At 60.7% G+C, this 20,618-nt stretch carries 16 protein-coding genes and 2 pseudogenes; 14 read left to right on the top strand and 4 right to left on the bottom strand.

The window, feature by feature from the left end; all coding sequences use genetic code 11:
* Positions 1-191: 191 nt before the first annotated feature.
* The 4 genes from QF010_RS33580 to edd all read right to left on the bottom strand — a co-directional run bounded on the left by QF010_RS33580 (position 192) and on the right by edd (position 5,343).
* Positions 192-1,661, bottom strand: a complete 1,470-nt coding sequence (locus QF010_RS33580; protein WP_429510905.1) for an ATP-binding protein — start codon at positions 1,659-1,661, stop codon at positions 192-194.
* Positions 1,651-2,382 (bottom strand): response regulator, encoded by a 732-nt coding sequence (locus tag QF010_RS33575; protein ID WP_033056827.1) that lies wholly within the window; start codon positions 2,380-2,382, stop codon positions 1,651-1,653. The genes QF010_RS33580 and QF010_RS33575 overlap by 11 nt, the downstream gene beginning before the upstream one ends.
* A 178-nt stretch (positions 2,383-2,560) precedes the next feature.
* Positions 2,561-3,520 (bottom strand): glucokinase, encoded by a 960-nt coding sequence (locus QF010_RS33570; protein WP_429510906.1) that lies wholly within the window; start codon positions 3,518-3,520, stop codon positions 2,561-2,563.
* Entirely contained in the window at positions 3,517-5,343 is a 1,827-nt protein-coding gene (gene edd, locus QF010_RS33565) for a phosphogluconate dehydratase (protein ID WP_008155848.1), read from the bottom strand. Before edd ends, QF010_RS33570 begins: the two co-directional genes overlap by 4 nt.
* Positions 5,344-5,563: 220 nt before the next feature.
* Here edd and gap point away from each other — a divergent pair, with 220 nt between their 5' ends.
* The 14 genes and pseudogenes from gap to QF010_RS33495 all read left to right on the top strand — a co-directional run.
* Entirely contained in the window at positions 5,564-6,565 is a 1,002-nt protein-coding gene (gene gap / locus QF010_RS33560; protein ID WP_033056829.1) for a type I glyceraldehyde-3-phosphate dehydrogenase, read from the top strand.
* A 29-nt stretch (positions 6,566-6,594) separates the two neighbouring features.
* Positions 6,595-7,059, top strand: a complete 465-nt coding sequence (locus QF010_RS33555) for a methylglyoxal synthase (protein WP_008155845.1) — start codon at positions 6,595-6,597, stop codon at positions 7,057-7,059.
* Between the two features lie 90 nt (positions 7,060-7,149).
* Entirely contained in the window at positions 7,150-7,668 is a 519-nt protein-coding gene (locus tag QF010_RS33550) for an RNA polymerase sigma factor (RefSeq protein WP_429534807.1), read from the top strand.
* A gap of 124 nt (positions 7,669-7,792) precedes the next feature.
* On the top strand, positions 7,793-8,758 hold the full coding sequence (locus QF010_RS33545; RefSeq protein WP_429534806.1) for a FecR family protein: 966 nt from the start codon (positions 7,793-7,795) through the stop codon (positions 8,756-8,758).
* Between the two features lie 122 nt (positions 8,759-8,880).
* Positions 8,881-11,445 (top strand): TonB-dependent receptor, encoded by a 2,565-nt coding sequence (locus QF010_RS33540; RefSeq protein ID WP_429534805.1) that lies wholly within the window; start codon positions 8,881-8,883, stop codon positions 11,443-11,445.
* Positions 11,446-11,560: 115 nt separating this feature from the next.
* Positions 11,561-12,157 carry a biliverdin-producing heme oxygenase gene (locus QF010_RS33535; protein ID WP_429534804.1) on the top strand — a complete coding sequence of 199 codons (597 nt, stop codon included), beginning with the start codon at positions 11,561-11,563 and terminating at the stop codon, positions 12,155-12,157.
* A 118-nt stretch (positions 12,158-12,275) separates the two neighbouring features.
* Complete coding sequence (locus tag QF010_RS33530) at positions 12,276-12,665, top strand: YbaN family protein (protein ID WP_033056834.1); 390 nt, start codon at positions 12,276-12,278, stop codon at positions 12,663-12,665.
* Between the two features lie 178 nt (positions 12,666-12,843).
* Positions 12,844-14,124: pseudogene (locus QF010_RS33525) on the top strand (methyl-accepting chemotaxis protein); the annotation flags it as partial.
* 102 nt (positions 14,125-14,226) lie between these two features.
* Positions 14,227-14,982 carry a methyl-accepting chemotaxis protein gene (locus QF010_RS33520; RefSeq protein ID WP_371917827.1) on the top strand — a complete coding sequence of 252 codons (756 nt, stop codon included), beginning with the start codon at positions 14,227-14,229 and terminating at the stop codon, positions 14,980-14,982.
* Positions 14,983-15,054: 72 nt separating this feature from the next.
* Positions 15,055-16,383 (top strand): CoA transferase, encoded by a 1,329-nt coding sequence (locus QF010_RS33515; RefSeq protein ID WP_033056837.1) that lies wholly within the window; start codon positions 15,055-15,057, stop codon positions 16,381-16,383.
* A 166-nt stretch (positions 16,384-16,549) separates the two neighbouring features.
* The gene (locus QF010_RS33510; RefSeq protein ID WP_033056838.1) at positions 16,550-16,915 is read left to right on the top strand and encodes a DUF5064 family protein; all 366 of its coding nucleotides are present in this window, start codon (positions 16,550-16,552) and stop codon (positions 16,913-16,915) included.
* Between the two features lie 243 nt (positions 16,916-17,158).
* A complete protein-coding gene (locus QF010_RS33505) occupies positions 17,159-18,667 on the top strand; it encodes a sigma-54-dependent transcriptional regulator (protein ID WP_033056840.1) in 1,509 nt (502 codons plus the stop codon).
* Positions 18,668-19,116: 449 nt separating this feature from the next.
* On the top strand, positions 19,117-19,500 hold the full coding sequence (gene gcvH / locus QF010_RS33500) for a glycine cleavage system protein GcvH (RefSeq protein ID WP_033056841.1): 384 nt from the start codon (positions 19,117-19,119) through the stop codon (positions 19,498-19,500).
* Positions 19,501-19,511: 11 nt separating this feature from the next.
* Positions 19,512-20,618, top strand: a pseudogene (locus QF010_RS33495) (glycine dehydrogenase); the annotation flags it as partial.

The raw sequence follows: 20,618 nt of genomic DNA, 5'->3' as shown, positions 1-20,618 counted from the left end.
CACCCTAACCCTCCCGAAACGTCGGACCGCCCCAGGGGGTAGAGGGGACTGACCGAGTTGTTCTTGGAGTTACATCGACCTGAAAAATCTGAGTCGAACTCAGGATCTGAAAGTTCTGGAGATCGGCTCCCTTTCCCCCTCTCCCCCGTGGGGAGAGGGCTGGGGTGAGGGGTGGATCTAAAGGCAGAAACTCAATCCAACGACCGAGGCAAATGCAACGTCACCCGCAACCCACCCTCACGCAAATTCTGCAGGCTGACTTCGCCGCCATGGCTATGCGCAATATTTCGCGCAATCCCCAACCCCAACCCATAACCCTGCTGCTGCCCGGCCAGGCGGAAGTGCGGTTCGAACACCTGCTCCATCCGCTGTTCCGGCACGCCTGGGCCTTCGTCGTCCACATGCAGGATGAACGCACTCTGGTCGTCATCAATGTGCAGATGCGCTTTCTGCCCATACTTCAAGGCATTGTCGATCAGGTTGCCGATGCAACGCTTGAGCGCCAGCGGCTTCCCCGGATACGCCGCCAGCGCACGCCCTTGCTGAGTGACGCGACCATTGCCGTTGGGTGCCAGATACGGCTCCACCAGACAATCCAGTACATGGTTGAGATCGACCGGTTCGATGTTTTCGTGGATGTCGGTGTCTTTCACGCATTGCAACGCGCCTTTGACCAGCAGCTCCAGCTCATCCAGATCCCGCCCGAACTTGGCTTGCAGCGTTTCGTCTTCGAGCAATTCAACGCGCAACCGCAAACGGGTAATCGGCGTGCGCAAGTCATGGGAAATCGCGCTGAACAACTGGCTGCGCTCGGTCAGGTAACGGCTGATACGCTCGCGCATCGCATTGAAGGCGCGACCGACCTCGACCACTTCACTGCCACCGCCCTCAGCCACGGGCTCAACTTCCGCGCCGAGGGACATGTCCCGGGCTGCCCGCGCCAAACGCTTGAGCGGCCGGCTTTGCCAGTGCACCAGCAGACCAATGAACAACAGCAAGAAACCGCTGGTGAGCACGATGAACCAGACTTGCTGCGCCGGCAGGCCTTGTTCTTCAAGACTGGTGTAGGGCTCGGGCAACAGTGAGGCGATGTACAGCCACTCGCCCGGTGCCATCTGGATTTGCGTGACCAATACCGGCGGGTTAACCGGCTCCAGGGTCAGCGCGTAATGCGCCCAAGAGCGCGGCAATTCATCGAGTTTCAGCCCGCTGTTGAAGATCCGCAGGTCTTCGGGGCTGACGAAGGTCACCGAGATATCGGTGTCCTGGCCCAGGGATTGGCGCAACACTTCGTCCACCGCTTTGAGCACGGCTTCCTTGCGCGGGGTGATCGGCAGCACTTCCATGCCCAAGGGTTTGTCGTTGAGTGTCACCACAAAACGGGTGCCGCCCATGCTGCGCAACTGGTCGAGTACCAATGGCCGAAACGCTACCGGCAGAGAGCGGAAGTAACTGACGCTGGCCGTCATCGAATGAGCGAGGCTTCGGGCGCTGGTGACCAGGCCTTCAAGTTGGGTGGCGCGCAGTTGCGAGACCCAGATCACGCTCGACAACGTCTGGGCGAACAGCACCGCCAACAGCGTCAGCAGTAACATCCGCCCGAGCAGAGAACGCGGCACGGGAATCCGTGCGGCGAGCTTGCGGAAAAACTCAGTGGCCATTGCTGGCAACCACATTGGCGGCCAGTTGGTAGCCGCTGCCGCGTACGGTACGGATCAGACGCGCTGGTTTTTCGGTGTCGCGCAGGCGCTGGCGCAAACGGCTGACGGCCATGTCGACGATGCGATCCAGCGGCATCAAATCACGACCACGGGTAGCGTTGCCGATGGTGTCGCGGTCGAGAATTTCCTGGGGGTGATCGAGGAACAGTTTCAGCAGCGCGAAATCGGCGCCGGAGAGAATCACTTCTTCGCCGTCGATGTGGAACAACCGGTGGCTGACCATGTCCAGCCGCCAGTCATCGAAGGCCAGCACTTCACTGCCGGAACGTTCCTGACCGAACTGCGCGCGACGCAACAAGGCTTTGATGCGCGCCTGCAACTCACGCGGGCTGAAGGGTTTGCCGAGGTAATCGTCGGCGCCCAATTCCAGACCGATGACGCGGTCGGCCTCGTCGGAACTGGCCGTAAGCATGATGATCGGCACCTGCGCCTGACGCGGGTGCTGGCGGATCCAGCGGCAGAGGCTGAAACCGTCTTCGTCCGGGAGCATCACATCGAGGATCACCAGATCGCTCGGTGCCTCGTTCATCGCCTGACGAAAGCCTGCGCCGTCGGGCGTGGTACGAACCTGGAAACCGGCGCGGGTCAGGTAAGTGTCCAGCAACTCGCGTATCTCTTGATCGTCATCGACCAACAAAATCGACTTGTTGACTGAGCTCACAGGGGCGGCATCCTTGTTGTTTGAATTGGGCGGATTATGCCTTAAGCGCGGAATCTACAAACACCGCAAAACTACTGTAGGAGTGAGCCTGCTCGCGATTGCGGTTGGACTTCCAATATTTCCGTCTACTGACACACCGTCATCGCGAGCAGGCTCACTCCTACAGGTTGATTGCATTTCAAACGGGGATGGATTGCTCCAGCGCTACCCCTGCCCCCATCAGGCCGGAATACGGCGCCGTCACCAGCCACACCGGGATGCCTTTGAAGTAATCGCTCATGCAGCCCTTGTCGGCAAAGCACCGGGCAAAGCCGCTTTCGATGAAGAAATCGGCAAACCGCGGAATTACCCCACCGACGATGTACACGCCACCCCGTCCGCCCGTGGTCAGCACGTTGTTGCCGGCCACACGACCCAGCCAGCAGCTGAACTGCTCAAGCACTTCCAGGGCAATCGGGTCGCCCGCCAGACCGGCCGCGGTAATCGACTCGGGGGAATCCAGCACGGGCTCATGACCGTCCACCGCACAAATCGCCCGGTAAACCCGCGGCAAACCGCTGCCGCTCAAGGCTGTTTCAGCGCTGACATGACCGATCTCATTGAAGATGTGCTGCCACAACTGAGTTTCCCGCGGGCTGCTCAGTGGCAAATCGACGTGACCGCCCTCCCCCGGCAACGCAGCGAAACGACCTTCGCCGAGGTCGAGCAACGTGCCGACACCGAGGCCAGTCCCCGGACCGATCACCACCGCCGGCCGCAACGGTTCCGGCGTGCCTTCGCAGACCACCCGAAACTCGTCCGGCTGCAAACGGGTCATGCCCAGCGCCATCGCCGAGAAGTCGTTGACCAGCAACAGTTGATCCACCTGCAAGGTCTTGCAAAACCCTTTGCGGCTGAGTCGCCAGTGATTGTTGGTGAACTTGAATTCATCGCCGCTCACCGGGCCGGCGACCGACAGGCACACCGAACCGATCGAACCCGGTTCCAGGCCAAGCCCGCTCAGGTAGAGCGCAATTGCCTCTTCCGGGCTGGCGTGGTCGGCCGTTGCCAGCACCTGGATCGATTCCAGTTGCTGGTTTTTCCACAACGCGAAACGTGCGTTGGTCCCACCGATGTCACCGACCAAAGCCAGTTTCAATTAAGCGTCTCCAGGGCAGAAGTAAAGGCGCTGGCGCCCTGCTCCGCCGAGCTGAAGGCCATGCGCATGAAACCAAACAGTTCGCGACCGCTGCCGATGTTATTGCCCAACAGGCCCTTGGCAGGTTCGCGCGCTGCGAATTCTTCGGCGTCCACCTTAAGCTCCAGGGTGCCTTTGACGCCATCGACGCGAATGATATCGCCCTCTTGGACGCGCGCCAAAGCGCCGCCCACATACGCTTCGGGGCTGACGTGAATCGCCGCCGGGATTTTCCCCGACGCACCGGACATGCGCCCGTCGGTGACCAGCGCGACTTTGAAGCCGCGATCCTGTAGCACGCCGAGGAACGGCGTCATCTTGTGCAGCTCCGGCATGCCGTTGGAGCGCGGGCCCTGGAAGCGCATCACCGCGACAAAATCCTTCTCCAGCAAACCAGCCTTGAATGCATCGGCCAGGTCCTGCTGATCCTGGAACACCATGGCCGGTGCTTCGACGACCTGGTTTTCCAACGCAACGGCGGACACTTTCATGACACCGCGGCCGAGGTTGCCTTCCATCACTCGCAAGCCGCCCTCTGGCGAGAACGCACGAGCGACCGGACGCAGGATGGTTTCGTCGAGGCTTTCGATCGGGCCTTCGCGCCAGACCAGTTCGCCGTTTTCGAGGAACGGTTCCATGGTGTAGCGGCTCAGGCCGTGACCCAGCACCGTGTTGACGTTTTCGTGCAGCAGCCCGGCTTCCAGCAGTTCGCGGATCAGGAACGACATGCCGCCCGCCGCCTGGAAGTGGTTGATGTCGGCTTTGCCATTCGGGTAGACGTGGCTCAGGGTCGGCACCACCTCGGAGAGGTCGGCCATGTCCTGCCAGGTCAGTTGAATACCCGCCGCCATGGCAATCGCCGGCATGTGCAAGGTGTGGTTGGTCGAGCCGCCGGTGGCGTGCAAGGCCACGATGGAGTTGACCAGCGAACGTTCGTCGACGATTTCGCCGATCGGCATGAAGTCGCCGCTCTGCTTGGTCAGACGCGTGACCTGATGCGCCGCTTCGCGGGTCAGGGCATCACGCAACGGGGTGTTCGGGTTGACGAAAGAGGCGCCCGGCAAGTGCAGGCCCATGACTTCCATCAGCAACTGGTTGGTGTTGGCGGTGCCGTAAAAGGTGCAGGTGCCAGGGCTGTGGTAGGACTTCATCTCCGATTCCAGCAGCTCTTCGCGGCTGGCCTTGCCTTCGGCATAGCGCTGGCGCACGTCTGCTTTCTGCTTGTTGGAAATGCCCGAGACCATCGGCCCGCCCGGTACGAAGATCGTCGGCAGATGACCGAAACGCAGCGCGCCCATCATCAGGCCCGGCACAATCTTGTCGCAGATGCCGAGCATCAGCGCGCCGTCGAACATGTTGTGGGACAACGCCACCGCCGTGGACAGCGCAATCACTTCGCGACTCGGCAGGCTCAGTTCCATGCCCGGCTCGCCCTGGGTCACGCCATCGCACATGGCTGGGGTGCCACCGGCGAACTGGCCGACGGAGCCGATTTCGCGCAGGGCCTTTTTGATCTGTTCAGGAAAGACTTCGTACGGCTGGTGCGCCGAGAGCATGTCGTTATAGGACGAAACAATTGCAATGTTGGCGGAGTTCATCATCCGCAGACTGTTCTTGTCGTCGGTGCCGCAACCGGCTACGCCGTGGGCGAAGTTGGCGCATTGCAGTTTGCCGCGCATGGGACCGTCGCTGGCAGCACCACGAATCAGTGCAAGGTAAGCCTCACGCGTGGCGCGGCTACGGGCGATAAGCCGTTCGGTGACCTCAAGGACGCGGGGATGCATGTTTAGAACTCCAGGCTAACGGATGTGGCGACCTGATTGTCTATGCTGATCAAGAGCTGTTGTCGATGGGATGACAGACGGTTTTCTTGATCGGTCGGACCAGTTGATTCAGGTCACTCGTTGTAGATTGAACAAAATATTGCCATTAAAAAGGCTTGTTTTCTATTTTTATGCGAATAATCTTGTAATTCCAACAACAAAACGACGGCGGCCCTGTTAAATGACTCTTCGAATCGCAATCAATGGTTTTGGCCGAATTGGCCGTAACGTCCTGCGCGCACTGTATACCCAAGGTTATCGCCAGGATCTGCAGATCGTTGCCATCAATGATCTGGGCGACAGCGCGATGAACGCTCATCTGCTCAAGTACGACACTGTTCACGGCACGTTCGATGCCGATGTCCAGCACGATAAGGAAAGCCTGACCGTCAACGGCGACCGTATTTCTGTCAGCGCCATTCGCAACCCGGCCGAACTGCCTTGGGCTGCCGAGAAGATCGACGTCGTATTCGAATGCACCGGTTTGTTCACCGACCGCGACAAAGCCGCCGCGCATATTACGGCCGGCGCACGCAAAGTAATCATCTCGGCCCCGGCCAAAGGCGCCGATGCCACGGTGGTGTATGGCGTTAACCACGACATTCTGCGCCAATCGCACCAGATCATTTCCAATGCTTCGTGCACCACCAACTGCCTGGCCCCGGTGGCCCAGGTGTTGCACCGCGAGCTGGGAATCGAAAGCGGCCTGATGACCACGATCCACGCCTACACCAACGATCAGCACCTGACCGACGTCTATCATGTCGATCCGTACCGTGCGCGTTCGGCCACCCAGAACATGATCCCGAGCAAAACCGGCGCGGCTGAAGCGGTCGGCCTGGTGCTGCCGGAACTGGCGGGCAAACTGACCGGTATGTCGGTACGCGTGCCGGTGATCAACGTGTCGCTGGTGGACCTGACCGTGCAACTCAAGCGCGAAGCGTCGGCCGATGAAGTGAACGCGCTGCTGAAAGAAGCCAGCCAGCACTCGAAGATTCTTGGCTACAACACCCTGCCGCTGGTCTCCAGCGACTTCAACCACAACCCGCTGTCGTCGATCTTCGACGCCAACCACACCAAGTCCAGCGGCAAGCTGCTCAAGGTATTGGCCTGGTACGACAACGAATGGGGCTTCTCCAACCGCATGCTCGATAACTGCCTGGCGCTCTGCAACGCTGAGTAACCCGCCGTGAAAAAGCAGGAGCAGCACCGATGATCGGTATCAGCTTTACGCAAAAGACCATGGCAGCGCGCAAGCGTATTGCCTTGGTCGCCCATGACCACTGCAAAGTGTTTTTGCTGGACTGGGCCGAGCGGCAGAAAGACAGGCTGGCGCAACATGAACTGGTCGCCACCGGCACCACCGGGTTGTTGTTGCAACAACGCCTGGATTTGCCTGTGGAGAGCATGATCAGCGGCCCATTGGGCGGCGACCAGCAACTCGGTGCGCGAATCGCCGAGCAGCGGGTCGACATGCTGGTGTTCTTCTGGGACCCGTTCGAACCACAGCCGCACGACCCGGACATCAAGGCGTTATTGCGCGTCGCGGCGGTCTGGAACATTCCCGTCGCCTGCAACGAATGCAGCGCCGACTACCTGCTCAGCAGCCCGATGATGGAGCAGGCGCACGAACATCGGATTCCCGATTACGCGACCTATCTGCTGGGCCGCGCCTAGCCCTTCGAAAATCAGCTTCACAAATCAATACTTGACCACTCGAGCGAATGATAAGCATTATCATTCGCTCGAAATGGATCAGGTTCTCCCGTGAGTCAATCTCGCTTCAATCACGTCTTCATCGCCCAGCGAGTCTCTCTGCTGCGCACCTTGGAGCGGATGGTCAACAATCACAGCACCGCCGAAGACCTCCTGCAGGAGACCTACCTGCGAGTGACCCGGGCGCTCAATGAGCGGGCCATCGATCACCTTGAACCCTTCGTTTTCCAGACCGCCCGCAACCTGGCGCTGGACCATTTGCGTGCGCGGCGCATCCAGTCCCGCACAATGCTCGACGACGTGCCGCTGGACGTGGTGGAAAGCGTCGCCGCCCCCGCCAGCAGTGCCGAGGACGCCGCCCATGCCGAACAATTGCTTGAGCGTTTGAACGTGAGTCTCAATGAACTCAGCCCCCGTCAGCAGCAGATCTTCATCCTCAGCCGTCTGCACGGGCACAGCTATCTGGAAATCGCCGAGAAGCTCGGCGTGTCAATGAGCACCGTGCAAAAGGAGCTGAAATTGATCATGGCGATCTGCATCGGCGTGGCCGAACGGTTAAACGGCGACTGAATCTGTAGGTTTATTCTCCATGCATGAGGATGACCTGCACTGACTATCGGGCTTTGCTACCCTTGCCCCTCTTTCAAGCTTCACTAAAAAAACAGCGGTGCCAAGACACTGCCGAGGAAACACCGTGACGGACACCCACCGCTCCCTTCCGCCCTCCCCGGCGCGGGACCCTGCAAGCGCGATGGACCAGGCCCTGGACTGGCTGATCGTGCTGGACAGTCCGAGCGAGGAACAGACCCGACAGTTTCATGACTGGCTGACCGCCCATCCGTCGCATGCCGAAGCGTTCGCCAAGGCTCAGGCGATCTGGGAGGGCCCGCAGGTCGTGCAATGCGCGCAAAGCCTGGCCGCCCGGCCGCCGAAAGTGACCGTCCTGTCGCGCCTGCGCCCCCACTGGAAACCCTTGGCCACCGCCGCCGTGCTGATCCTCGGTTTGTTCAGTTTCAGCAATCTGCCGATTCGCCTGCAGGCTGATCACCTGACCGTGGTCGGTGAACGCCAGCGGCTGCAACTGGAGGACGGCTCGAAGGTCCTGCTCAATACCAACTCGGCGTTCTCCAGCATCATCAACGATCAACAGCGCGTGGCCCGTTTGTATCAGGGCGAGGCGTTTTTCGAGGTGGCGGCCAATCGCGGCCAGCCGCTGGAAATCGACGCAGGGCCGGTCAAGGCCAGCGTGCGGGACACCGCGTTTGCGGTGCGTTATCTGGACGGCGTGGCACAGGTTCGGGTGCAGCGTGGGGATGTCGACCTGCGAGCGACCCACGACGACGCGCGAATTCGATTGTCCGCCGGAGAAAGCATCCGCATCGGCCCCAACGGTTTCGATCGCCCCGCCAGACTCGATGCCGCGACCGACCTGGCGTGGGTCCAGGGCCGTCTGGTGTTCGAAAACTGCCCGCTGAACCAGGTGCTGGCGGAGCTGCGTCGTTACTATCCAGGCTGGATCATCAACAACAACGAACAGTTGGCAGACATCGCCGTCACCGGCAATTACCGCCTCGACCAACCGTTGGACGTGGTCCGTTCGCTGGCCCACATCACCTCGGCACGGCTCCAGGAATTCCCGGCGCTGGTGATTTTGAACTAAATGAGAATTATTTTTACTCGATAGCCAAACCCCGTACGTCTCGTTATAGCCAATGCAATTGATTCGCATCTTCAGATGCCAGTCAGCACCTATAAAGATTCGTGCGACACGGAGCGCTATCGATGTCCTCTCGCCTTACCCGCCAACCTTCTTCACCTTCTCGCGTGCTGTCGCTGCTGACCGCCGCCATCCTGATGGCCGGCAGCGCGCAGCTCTGCGCCGCCCCCGCAGCAGAGCAACCGACCCGCAACATGGGTGATTACGCGTTTGCCATCCCTCAGCAGTCGTTGGTCTCGGCACTCAATGCCTTTACCGCCGTGACCGGTTGGCAGGTCGGCTTGCCGGCAGAACTAGCTGAAGGCGTGGCCTCGCCGGGCGTACGGGGTTCGCTGCCACCGGAGAAAGCCCTCGATCGCCTGTTGGTGGGGACCAACCTGAGCTATCGCAAACTGGGCACCAACAACATCGTGCTGGAGAAGCGCAGCAACAGCAACGCGCTCAACCTGGACCAGGTGACCATCAGCGCCACCCGTAACGAGCAGGACGTCAACAGCGTTCCGGCGACCGTCACCGTCCAGACCCGCGAAGACCTGGACCGCAACAACGTCAATAACATCAAGGATCTGGTGCGCTACGAGCCGGGTGTTTCGGTGGGCGGTGCCGGTCAACGCGCCGGCCTCACTGGCTACAACATCCGCGGCATCGACGGCGACCGCGTATTGACCCAGGTCGACGGTGTGCAGGTGCCCGACAGTTTCTTTAACGGCCCATACGCCCAGAGCAACCGCAACTACGTCGACCCCGAGATCGTCAAGCGCGTCGAGATTCTGCGCGGCCCGGCGTCCGTGCTCTACGGCAGCAACGCCATCGGCGGCGCGGTCAGCTACTACACGCTGGACCCGGACGACATCATCAAACCGGGCAAGGATGTCGGCGCACGCCTGAAAACCGGCTACAGCTCGGCCGACGACAGCTGGCTGACCTCTGGCACGGTGGCCGGTCGCACCGGCGACTTCGACGGCCTGTTGCACTTGAGTCAGCGCAATGGTCATGAAACAGAGTCCTACGGCGAAACCGGCGGCACCGGCCTGAACCGCACCGAGGCCAACCCCGAGGATGTGCGCACCACCAACGTACTGGCCAAACTGGGCTGGGACTACGCCGACGATGCGCGCTTCGGCCTGACTTACGAGCACTACAAGGATGACCGCGACACCAACCAGCTGAGCGCAGTGGGTGGACCGTTCAACGCAGGACGCGGTTTCGGCTTCTATAAATCCCGTACCGGCAACGACACCGTCACTCGCGAACGCTTCGGCCTGGAACACAGCTTCGGCCTGGACAGCATCCTGGCAGACAACATCAAATGGACGCTGAATTACCAGATCGCCAAGACCGACCAGAGCACCGAAGAAATCTACGCGCCGTCGCGCACCGTGCTGCGCAATCGCGATACCACCTACAAGGATCGCCAATGGGTGTTCGATGCCCAGGCTGACAAGTCGTTTGCCATCGCCGACACCGACCACCTCGTCACCTATGGCACCACCCTCAAACAGGACAAAGTCACTGGCCTGCGTACCGGCAGCGGCACCTGCCTGACCGTGGCTGGCGCTTGCCGGGTTATCGGTGCCCCGAGCGCCGCCGACACCCTTAAACCGGCCAGCGATTTCCCGGACCCGACCATCAACAGCTACAGCCTGTTCGCCCAGGATCAGATCAGCTGGGGCAACTGGACCTTCCTGCCCGGTGCCCGCTACGACTACACCGAGCTCAAGCCGCACATCACCGACGAGTTCCTGGTCACCGCCGACCAGAGCGGCAATGGCGTGGTGAGTGACAAGACAAAGACCTGGCATCGTCTGTCGCCTAAATTCGGCACCACCTATAGCTTCAACGACCACTACACTTGGTATGGCCAGTACGCCGAAGGCTTCCGCACGCCGACCGCCAAGGCGCTGTACGGTCGGTTTGAAAACCTGGCCGGCGGCTATCAGGTCGCGCCAAACCCCGACCTGGAACCTGAAAAGAGCAAGAGCTATGAAACCGGCCTGCGCGGCCAGTTCGACGCAGGCACTTTCGATGTGGCGGTGTTCTACAACAAATACCGCGACTTCATCGACGAGAACGCCATCACGCCCGGCTACACCGAGACCACCTTCCAGAGCAACAACATCGCGCACGCCACCATCAAAGGCGTCGAGCTCAAGGGTCGCCTGAACCTCGACAGCTTCGGCGCCCCGACCGGTCTCTACACCCAAGGTTCGATGGCCTACCTGTATGGCCGAAACGATGACAGCGGCCAGCCGCTTAACAGCATCAACCCGCTGACCGGCGTGTTCGGTCTGGGTTACGACCAGGACAACTACGGCGCCCTGTTGAGCTGGACACTGGTCAAGCGCAAGACCCGCGTCGACAGCACCAGCTTCAAAACCCCGGACGGCACCAGCACTCAGTTCAAAACCCCGGGCTATGGCGTGCTCGACCTGGCCGGCTTCTACAAGGTGACCGACGACGTAACCGTCAACGCCGGTTTGTACAACCTGACCAACAAGAAGTACTGGCAGTGGGACGACGTGCGCGGTTACGACAGCGTCGGCGAAGCCTCGGTCACTCAACCGGCCAACCTCGATCGCCTGACTCAACCGGGTCGCAACTTCGCGGTCAATCTGATCTGGGATATCTGACCCTGTCACCTCACTGCGACGCTTTTAGAGAAGTGGCGCAGTGAGGTTTTTTTTACTGCCTGGCGTCACGTCATTCGTCTCGTTACCAAGCGCCTCTTTTTCCCAAGGACTTCTCATGACCACTCAGGACACTGCTTTGCGTTCACAACGTTTGAACCAGATCACCAACGAGCCTCACACCAGGCTTGATGCCTTGGTCAAAGCCCACGCACCGTTTGAAACCCAGGCCAACTTCGCGCGTTTCGTGGTGGCTCAGTATTTGTTTCAGTCGGAACTGGTGTCGCTGTACAACGATGCCGAATTGACCGCCATCGTCCCGGACCTGCCGGCTCGTTGCCGTGCTGAAGCGGCCAAGGCAGACCTGGCTGATCTGGAAACTGAAGTGCCGGAGCCAGTCACAGGCCCCGTGAAGAATCCAACCAGAGCCGAAGCACTTGGCTGGCTGTTCGTGTCGGAAGGTTCGAAACTCGGCGCAGCATTTCTGATCAAGCGTGCTGTGGGTCTTGGGTTAAGCGAAACCTTTGGTGCCCGCCATCTCGGCGAACCGGCCGGCGGTCGCGCGGAAGGCTGGAAGAGCTTCGTCAAAACCCTCGACGGACTGGAACTCAGCGCACAAGAAGAAGCCGAGCTGGATAAAGGTGCTATCGACGCGTTCAACCGCTTCACCGTATTGCTGGAGCAGGCTTACGCCACCACCCCCGAACTCGCCTGACAACACCTCCCTGTAGGAGCGAGGCTTGCCCGCGAATGGTACGGCGCGGTACTTCAGACAGACCGCGTTATCGTTCTTCGCGGGCAAGCCTCGCTCCTACAGAGCATTCGTAAACTTTATGAGCACCACTTCAAAACTCGCCCGAATCCTCTTCGGTCTGCTCGCCTACATCAGCCTCGGCATCGGCCTGATCGCCATCGTCGTGCCCGGCCTGCCGACCACCGAGTTCATCCTGCTCGCCGCCTGGGCCGCGACCAAGAGTTCGCCGCGCCTGAGCGCCTGGCTGGAAAACCATCGGCTGTTCGGTTCCATCCTGCGTAACTGGCGCAACGGCAAAATCATCGCCCGCCGAGCCAAAGTCAGCGCCACCGTCAGCATGCTGCTGTGCGCCGGGTTGATGCTGGCGATGCTCGATCCTGGCTGGCCGATCTTCCTGGCGATTGCCGGCATGAGCCTGGGCAATCTGTGGATCTGGTCGCGACCGGAATCGCTGCCGACAATTTCCTGAATTTCTGCCCTTTTCAGGGCATTTTCCTGCGCAAACGTTCACCTGTTACCGTTCGTCGGCTTCGCGTTCATGCAACCTGCGCCCACGCCGATGTGCATTAAATGGCGCTGAATGGACTTGGCGAACCGGGTCGATCCCGACTCACAGCCAACACCTCATCCATTCGCGAGTTCGTCCTATGTTCGACTCTCTCTCCATCCGCCTGAAAATCGTCCTGCTGTCCGGTCTGTGCCTGCTGGGCGTGGTCGTCCTGATCGTCGGCATGAACATCTACCAGACCGATCAGAACGATGAACTGGTCAGCGCCTCCAGCAGCAAGATGCTCACCGCCAGCGTGCAGAACCTGCTCCAGGCCAAGGCTGCCGAGCAAGCGGTGCGGGTGCAGAAGACCTTCGGCGAAAGCCTGCTGGTGGTGACTGCCCTGGCCGATCAGATCAAGGACATGCGCAACATGGCGAGCAATCGCTCCCTTGACGCCGGCGCCCTGCGTGAAGAGTTGAACCAGAGCCTGAAAACCGCCTTCGAGCGCAACAGCAAAGTGCTCGGCATCTGGCTGGCATTCGAACCCAATGGTCTGGATGGCAAGGACAGCGAATTTGCCAACGATGCCGCTCGCCAATCCAATGAAGCTGGTCGTTTCGCCAGCTACTGGAGCCGTGCCGGCGGTGTCGGGATCAACACGATCATGGTCGAAGACGACATGACCAAAACCACCTTGAGCCTCAGCGGCACACCCTATAACAGCTGGTACACCTGCCCCCGCGACAGCAAGCGCACCTGCCTGCTCGACCCGTATGCCGACACCGTCGCCGGCAAGGAAATGCTGATGACCACCATTTCCGTACCGCTGCTGGTGGATGGCAAATCCATCGGCGTGGTGGGTGTGGACATTGCCCTCGACGCGCTGCAAGCGGCGGCTGTCGACTCCCAACGCGATCTGTTCAACAGCGCCGGGCACATGCTGATCGTCTCCGGCAGCGGCGTACTCGCCGGTTACAGCGTCGACGCGAGCAAGGTCGGCAAAAGCATCGGTGACACCCTGGGCGCAGACGGCAAGGACGTCCTGCAATTGCTCAGCGCTGGCACGCCGAAAATTCTCGAACAAGGCGACCTGATCCGTGCGGTGTACCCGGTCAGTCCGATTGCCGAGTCCAAAGCCTGGGGCGTGGTGATCGACCTGCCGAAACAAGTGTTGCTGGCCGACTCGGTCAAGTTGCAAGCCGTACTCGATGACGCCCAGCAAAGCGGCACGATCAAAGCCGTTTTGCTGGCGGTGATTGCCGGGCTGGTCGGACTGGTGCTGATCTGGCTCACGGCGTCCGGCGTGACCCGGCCGATCAACAGCGTGGCCGAGATGCTCAAGGCGATTGCCAGCGGCGACGGCGACCTGACGCAGCGTCTGCACTACAGCAAGAAAGACGAACTGGGCGAACTGGTGAGCTGGTTCAACCGCTTCCTCGACAAGCTGCAACCGACCATCGCGCAGATCAAACAAAGCATCACCGACGCGCGCGGCACCGCCGACCAGTCTTCGGAAATCGCCCGCCAGACCAGCGAAGGCATGCAGGTGCAGTTCCGTGAAATCGACCAGGTCGCCACCGCGTCCAACGAAATGAGCGCCACCGCCCACGACGTCGCCAACAGTGCCTCGAACGCAGCGAACGCGGCCAAGGGTGCTGACCAGTCGGCCCGCGATGGCATGCAGATCATCGAACGCAGCACCCGCGACATCAATCAACTGGCCGACGAAGTCAGTAAGGCTGTAACCGAAGTCGAAGCATTGGCGGTCAACAGCGAGCAGATCGGTTCGGTGCTGGAAGTGATCCGCAGCATCGCCGAACAAACCAACCTGCTCGCGCTCAACGCGGCGATTGAAGCGGCGCGTGCCGGCGAGAGCGGGCGCGGGTTTGCGGTGGTCGCCGATGAAGTGCGCAACCTGGCCAAACGCACCCAGGACTCGGTGGAAGAAATCCGCATCGTGATCGAGCGCATCCAGACCGGCACTCGCGGCGTGGTGGCCACGATGCATTCGAGCCAGACCCAGGCTCACAGCAATGCCGGGCAGATCCAGCAAGCGGTGCAGGCCCTGAGCAAAATCAGCGACGCTGTGACAGTCATCAGCGACATGAACCTGCAAATCGCCAGCGCCGCCGAACAGCAAAGCGCCGTGGCCGAAGAGGTCAACCGCAACGTCTCGGCGATCCGCACCGTCACCGAAACCCTGACCGGCCAGGCCACCGAATCGGCGCAGATCAGCAGCCATCTCAACTCGTTGACCTCGCACCAGATGAAATTGATGGATCAGTTCAGGGTTTAAACAGGCGCCACCGAACGATCATCGCAGGCAGCATTTTGATCTATGATCAGGCCCTCTCCCGGAGGGCCTTCGATGACTGATTTACTCACGTCCATTCAAGCCGCACTCGGCTTGCCTCACACCCAGGTCAAGTTCACCTCGAGCGGCGCCCTGCCCTCGGCGTTTGCCGTCACCGACCTGGCGTGCGCCAGCATTGCCGCTGCCGGCCAGGCTGTCAGCGAATGGCTGCAGCTACAAACCGGTCGCTTACCCAGCCTTGAGGTCGACCGCCGCCTGGCTTCTTTCTGGTTTGCCACGTCGATCCGCCCGGTAGGCTGGAGCATCCCGCCGCTATGGGACCCGGTCGCCGGTGACTACGCGACCAATGACGGCTGGATCCGCCTGCACACCAACGCGCCCCATCACCGCGCCGCCGCCGAAAAGGTGCTCGGCGCCTGTGCCGACCGTGCCGCGATGGCGAGCAAGGTTGCTCAATGGGCCAAAAGCGATCTGGAGCTGGCCGTGGTCGAGGCCGGTGGCTGCGCCGCCGAGATGCGTAGCTGGGCGCAATGGCAGGCGCATCCCCAAGGTCAGGCGGTGAACGCCGAACCGCTGATTCAGTTTGCTGACAACAGTCACCAGAGCGCGAAACCGTGGCAAGGCTCGGTGGCGCAACCGCTGGCCGGGATCAAGGTGCTGGATTTGACCCGAGTGCTCGCCGGGCCGATCGCCAGCCGTTTTCTGGCAGGCCTCGGCGCCAACGTTTTGCGGATCGACCCACCGACCTGGAACGAACCGGGGGTAGTGCCGGAAGTCACCCTGGGCAAACGCTGCGCGCGCCTGGATCTGCACGACAAGACGGATCGCGCGGTGTTCGAAAGCCTGCTCAAGGACGCCGACATTCTGCTCCACGGCTACCGCGCCGACGCACTGGAACGCCTGGGTTATGGTGTCGCCGAACGCCAGAAACTGGCGCCCGGCCTGATCGACGTCAGCCTCAATGCTTACGGTTGGAGCGGCCCGTGGCAGAACCGCCGAGGCTTCGACAGCCTGGTGCAAATGAGCAGCGGAATCGCCGACGCCGGCCTGCAGTGGAAGCGCGCGGACAAACCGACGCCATTACCCTTGCAAGCGCTCGATCACGCTACCGGGTATTTGATGGCGGCCAGTGCGATTCGATTGTTGGGGCGTAGTGGATCGGCGCGGTTGTCGTTGGCGCGTACGGCGAAGTTGCTGATCGAAAATGGTGCGGGAACAGATGAGCCGTTGCGGGCGGAGGATGACAACGATCAAGGACTGTTGATTGAGCAGACGCCTTGGGGACCGGCGCATCGACTTCATGTGCCACTGAAAATAACGGGGACGCCGCTGCAGTGGACACTTCCGGCTTCGGAATTGGGCTCCCATCGCGCGCAGTGGTAAACCACTGATCGTTCCCACGCGGAGCGTGGGAACAGACTGGAAAAGTCGCGGTGATCGGTCCACTCTCGGACACGGCGACACCCGGATAAGCTATCAATAAAAGAAACTCCGAGGGCAGGCCTGAGGTCTGCCCTGATTCAATGCCTTTTTGAAGGAGAGACGTTAAATGGCAACGTTCGAGCCCGGTCACCTGCACATCGAGCGCCACGCGCTGAACAAGGAAGATTACAGTTTCAGCCTGAGTATCGACTATGAAGTCAGCCAGGACCCCAAGGAAGGTCAAGGCATGCTCTTCAAGATGCATGGTTCGGTCGAGGGTAAGGACCTGAAGGAAGAATTTTTCCTGCCCAAGGATCAGGCGTTCGACTTCGCCCGACATGCCACGCGCATCGCGCAAAAATACGGCTTGCCCAAGGAAGCCAGCATCGTTTCGATTCACAAGCAATATGACGAGATGTTTGAAGATGTGCGCGCGCAGCTCGACGTCAAATCCGGCGACCCGATAAAACCCGAGCATCTGGATCGAATCTGAAGCCCCCCCGGGGGGAGAGGGGACTGACCGCGTTGCTCTTTCGAGCTACATCGACCTGAGATATCGAGTCGAACTCAGATTTTGAAAGCGACAGATATCTGCCCCCTTTCCCCCTCTCCCCACTGGGGAGAGGGCTGGGGTGAGGGGTGGCTTTCGAATCCACCATCAATCTCAAGATTTCACCCCAGCCCTCCTCCAAGGCATACTTGCCACCCTCCGCACTCCAGAACCCAACAACGCCCCATGCGTATCCACGTCAGCTTCATCGACCGCGTCGGCATTACCCAGGAAGTCCTGGCCTTGCTCGGTGGGCGCAATCTCAATCTGGATGCGGTGGAAATGGTCCCGCCCAACGTCTATATCGACGCCCCGACCCTGAGCCCGGAAGTCCTCGAAGAGCTGCGCGATGCGTTGTTCAGCGTGCGCGGCGTGCAAGCGGTGACGGTGGTCGACATTCTTCCCGGTCAGCGTCGGCACCTGCAGCTTGATGCGTTGCTCGCGGCCATGACCGACCCGGTCCTGGCGCTGGACAGTGCCGGCAAGGTGCTGCTGGCCAACCCGGCACTGATCGCCTTGTACGGTCGCGAGCCTGACGGCGAAAGCATCGCCGACCTGTTCGCCGACCCGACACTGCTCGAAGCCCTGCTGGAAAACGGCTTCCGCCTGCCGCTGCGGGAAGTCACCGTCAACGGCCAGACATTGCTGCTGGACGCCACACCGATTACCGATGCCGGCGCCCTGCTGACCCTGTATCAACCCAACCGCATTGGCGAACGCCTGTCGGCGCTGCACCACGACCATGCCGAAGGTTTCGATGCGCTGCTCGGTGAGTCCCCGGCGATTCGAACCCTCAAGGCCCGTGCCCAGCGCGTTGCGGCGCTTGATGCGCCGTTGCTGATCCAGGGCGAAACCGGCACCGGCAAAGAACTGGTGGCGCGTGCCTGCCACGCCATCAGCGCCCGGTACAGTTCACCATTTTTGGCGCTGAACTGCGCGGCATTGCCGGAGAACCTCGCCGAAAGCGAACTGTTCGGCTACGCCCCCGGCGCCTTCACCGGCGCACAACGGGGCGGCAAACCCGGGCTGATGGAACTGGCCAACCAGGGCACGGTGTTTCTCGATGAGATCGGCGAGATGTCGCCGTACTTGCAGGCCAAGTTGCTGCGTTTCTTGAACGACGGCAGCTTCCGCCGGGTGGGCGGGGATCGTGAGGTGAAGGTCAATGTGCGGATCCTCAGCGCCACGCACCGCGACCTGGAAAAAATGGTCAGCGAAGGTTCGTTCCGCGAAGATTTGTTCTATCGCCTCAACGTCCTGAACGTCGAAGTCCCGCCCCTGCGCGAACGTGGCCAGGACATCCTGCTGCTGGCCCGCTACTTCATGCAGCAGGCCTGCGCGCAGATCCAGCGTCCGGTCTGTCGCCTGGCGCCCGGCACCTATCCGGCACTGCTCGGCAATCGCTGGCCGGGCAACGTGCGGCAACTGCAGAACGTGATCTTCCGCGCCGCCGCCATTTGCGAAAGCAGCCTGGTCGACATTGGCGACCTCGATATCGCCGGCACCTCCGTGGCACGGCAGAGTGACAGCGACGTCGATAGCCTCGAACAGGCGATGGAAGAGTTCGAGAAGACCCTGCTGGAAAAACTCTACGTCAGCTACCCCTCGACCCGCCAACTGGCCAGCCGCCTGCAAACCTCCCACACGGCGATTGCCCATCGGTTGCGCAAGTACGGCATTCCGAATAAGCCGTAAGCCTGACAATTCAATCTCTCTACCAACACAAAACCACTGTAGGAGTGAGCCTGCTCGCGATAGCGATATGTCAATCGCTGCATGTATTGACTGATACACCGCTATCGCGAGCAGGCTCACTCCTACAGGTTTTATGTCCGGCTTGAAATCTGTTCAAAAACGACCTCCATCTGTACTGAAAGCGCTACAGTGGAACGATATCGCTACACCCTCTTCCGATCACCGCTGTGCAAGGCTTTGATCCACTTAGGCTTTTTTCTCCACCTTGCGCTGTAGCGATTTCGCTACAGCCAGCAAATCGCTGCACCTCGAAAAAACACATAAAGTATTGATATTTAACAATAAAAAAACATTGGCCGCGATTTTGCTTAGTAACCATCCATAAAGCAGGGCTTTGCCCAGTATTCAATCGCGTCCACCAGACGAGTCTGGCCCCCTTAGGAGTTTCCATGAGCGAGTTGCGTTTTACTGAAGATCACGAATGGCTGCGTACCGAAGCTGACGGCAGCGTCACAGTCGGCATCACCGCTTTCGCACAAAACGCCCTGGGCGACGTGGTTTTCGTACAACTGCCTGAGCTGCAGTCCTACGACAAAGGCGCTGAAGCCGCCACTGTGGAATCGGTAAAAGCCGCCAGCGGCGTGTACATGCCACTGGACGGTGAAGTGCTGGAAGTGAACCCGGCACTCGACAGCAGCCCTGAACTGGTCAACGAAGACCCGCTGGGCGAAGGCTGGTTCTTCCGCTTCCAGCCAAGCGACGCCTCGGCTGTCGCCAAACTGCTGGATCAAGACGCTTACGACCGTCTGATCAAAGCCAACGCCGAAGCCTGAGGAGCGCTGACATGACTCAAGTAAGCCTGACCACCGCCAACGAATTCATCGCCCGCCACATCGGCCCGCGCGCAGGCGACGAGCAAGCCATGCTCAACAGCCTCGGCTTCGACTCGCTGGAAGCCCTGAGCGCCAGCGTCATCCCCGACAGCATCAAGGGCACCAGCGTCCTCGGTCTGGAAGACGGCCTGAGCGAAGCCGATGCCCTGGCCTTGATCAAGTCCATCGCCGGCAAAAACCAGCTGTTCAAGACCTTCATCGGCCAGGGCTACTACGGCACTCACACGCCGTCGCCGATCCTGCGCAACCTGCTGGAAAACCCGGCCTGGTACACCGCCTACACCCCGTACCAGCCGGAAATTTCCCAGGGCCGTCTCGAAGCGCTGCTGAACTTCCAGACCCTGATCAGCGACCTCACCGGCCTGCCGATCGCCAACGCCTCGCTGCTCGACGAAGCCACCGCCGCTGCCGAAGCCATGACCTTCTGCAAACGCCTGAGCAAGAACAAAGGCAGCCATGCGTTCTTCGCCTCCGTGCATTGCCACCCGCAAACCCTCGACGTGCTGCGCACCCGCGCCGAGCCGTTGGGCATCGATATTGTCGTTGGCGACGAGCAAACACTGACTGACGTGACGCCGTTCTTCGGCGCCCTGTTGCAATACCCGGCGAGCAACGGTGATGTGTTCGACTACCGCGAACTGACCGAACGCTTCCACGCCGCCAATGCGCTGGTGGCGGTCGCCGCCGATCTGTTGGCCCTGACCGTGCTGACCCCGCCGGGTGAGTTCGGCGCCGACGTGGCCATCGGCAGCGCACAACGCTTCGGCGTGCCGCTGGGCTTTGGTGGTCCGCACGCGGCGTACTTCTCCACCAAGGATGCGTTCAAGCGCGACATGCCGGGCCGCCTGGTCGGTGTCTCCGTCGACCGTTTCGGCAAGCCGGCGCTGCGCCTGGCGATGCAGACCCGCGAGCAACATATTCGCCGCGAGAAGGCCACCAGTAACATCTGCACCGCGCAGGTGTTGTTGGCCAACATCGCCAGCATGTACGCCGTGTACCACGGCCCGAAAGGCCTGACGCAGATCGCCAACCGCGTGCATCACCTGACCGCGATTCTG

The sequence above is a fragment of the Pseudomonas silensiensis genome, assembly GCF_050434865.1.
Taxonomy (GTDB): domain Bacteria; phylum Pseudomonadota; class Gammaproteobacteria; order Pseudomonadales; family Pseudomonadaceae; genus Aquipseudomonas; species Aquipseudomonas fluorescens_W.
The sequence above is the reverse complement of the archived record's forward strand: the minus strand, read 5'-3'. Positions and strand labels throughout refer to the sequence as shown.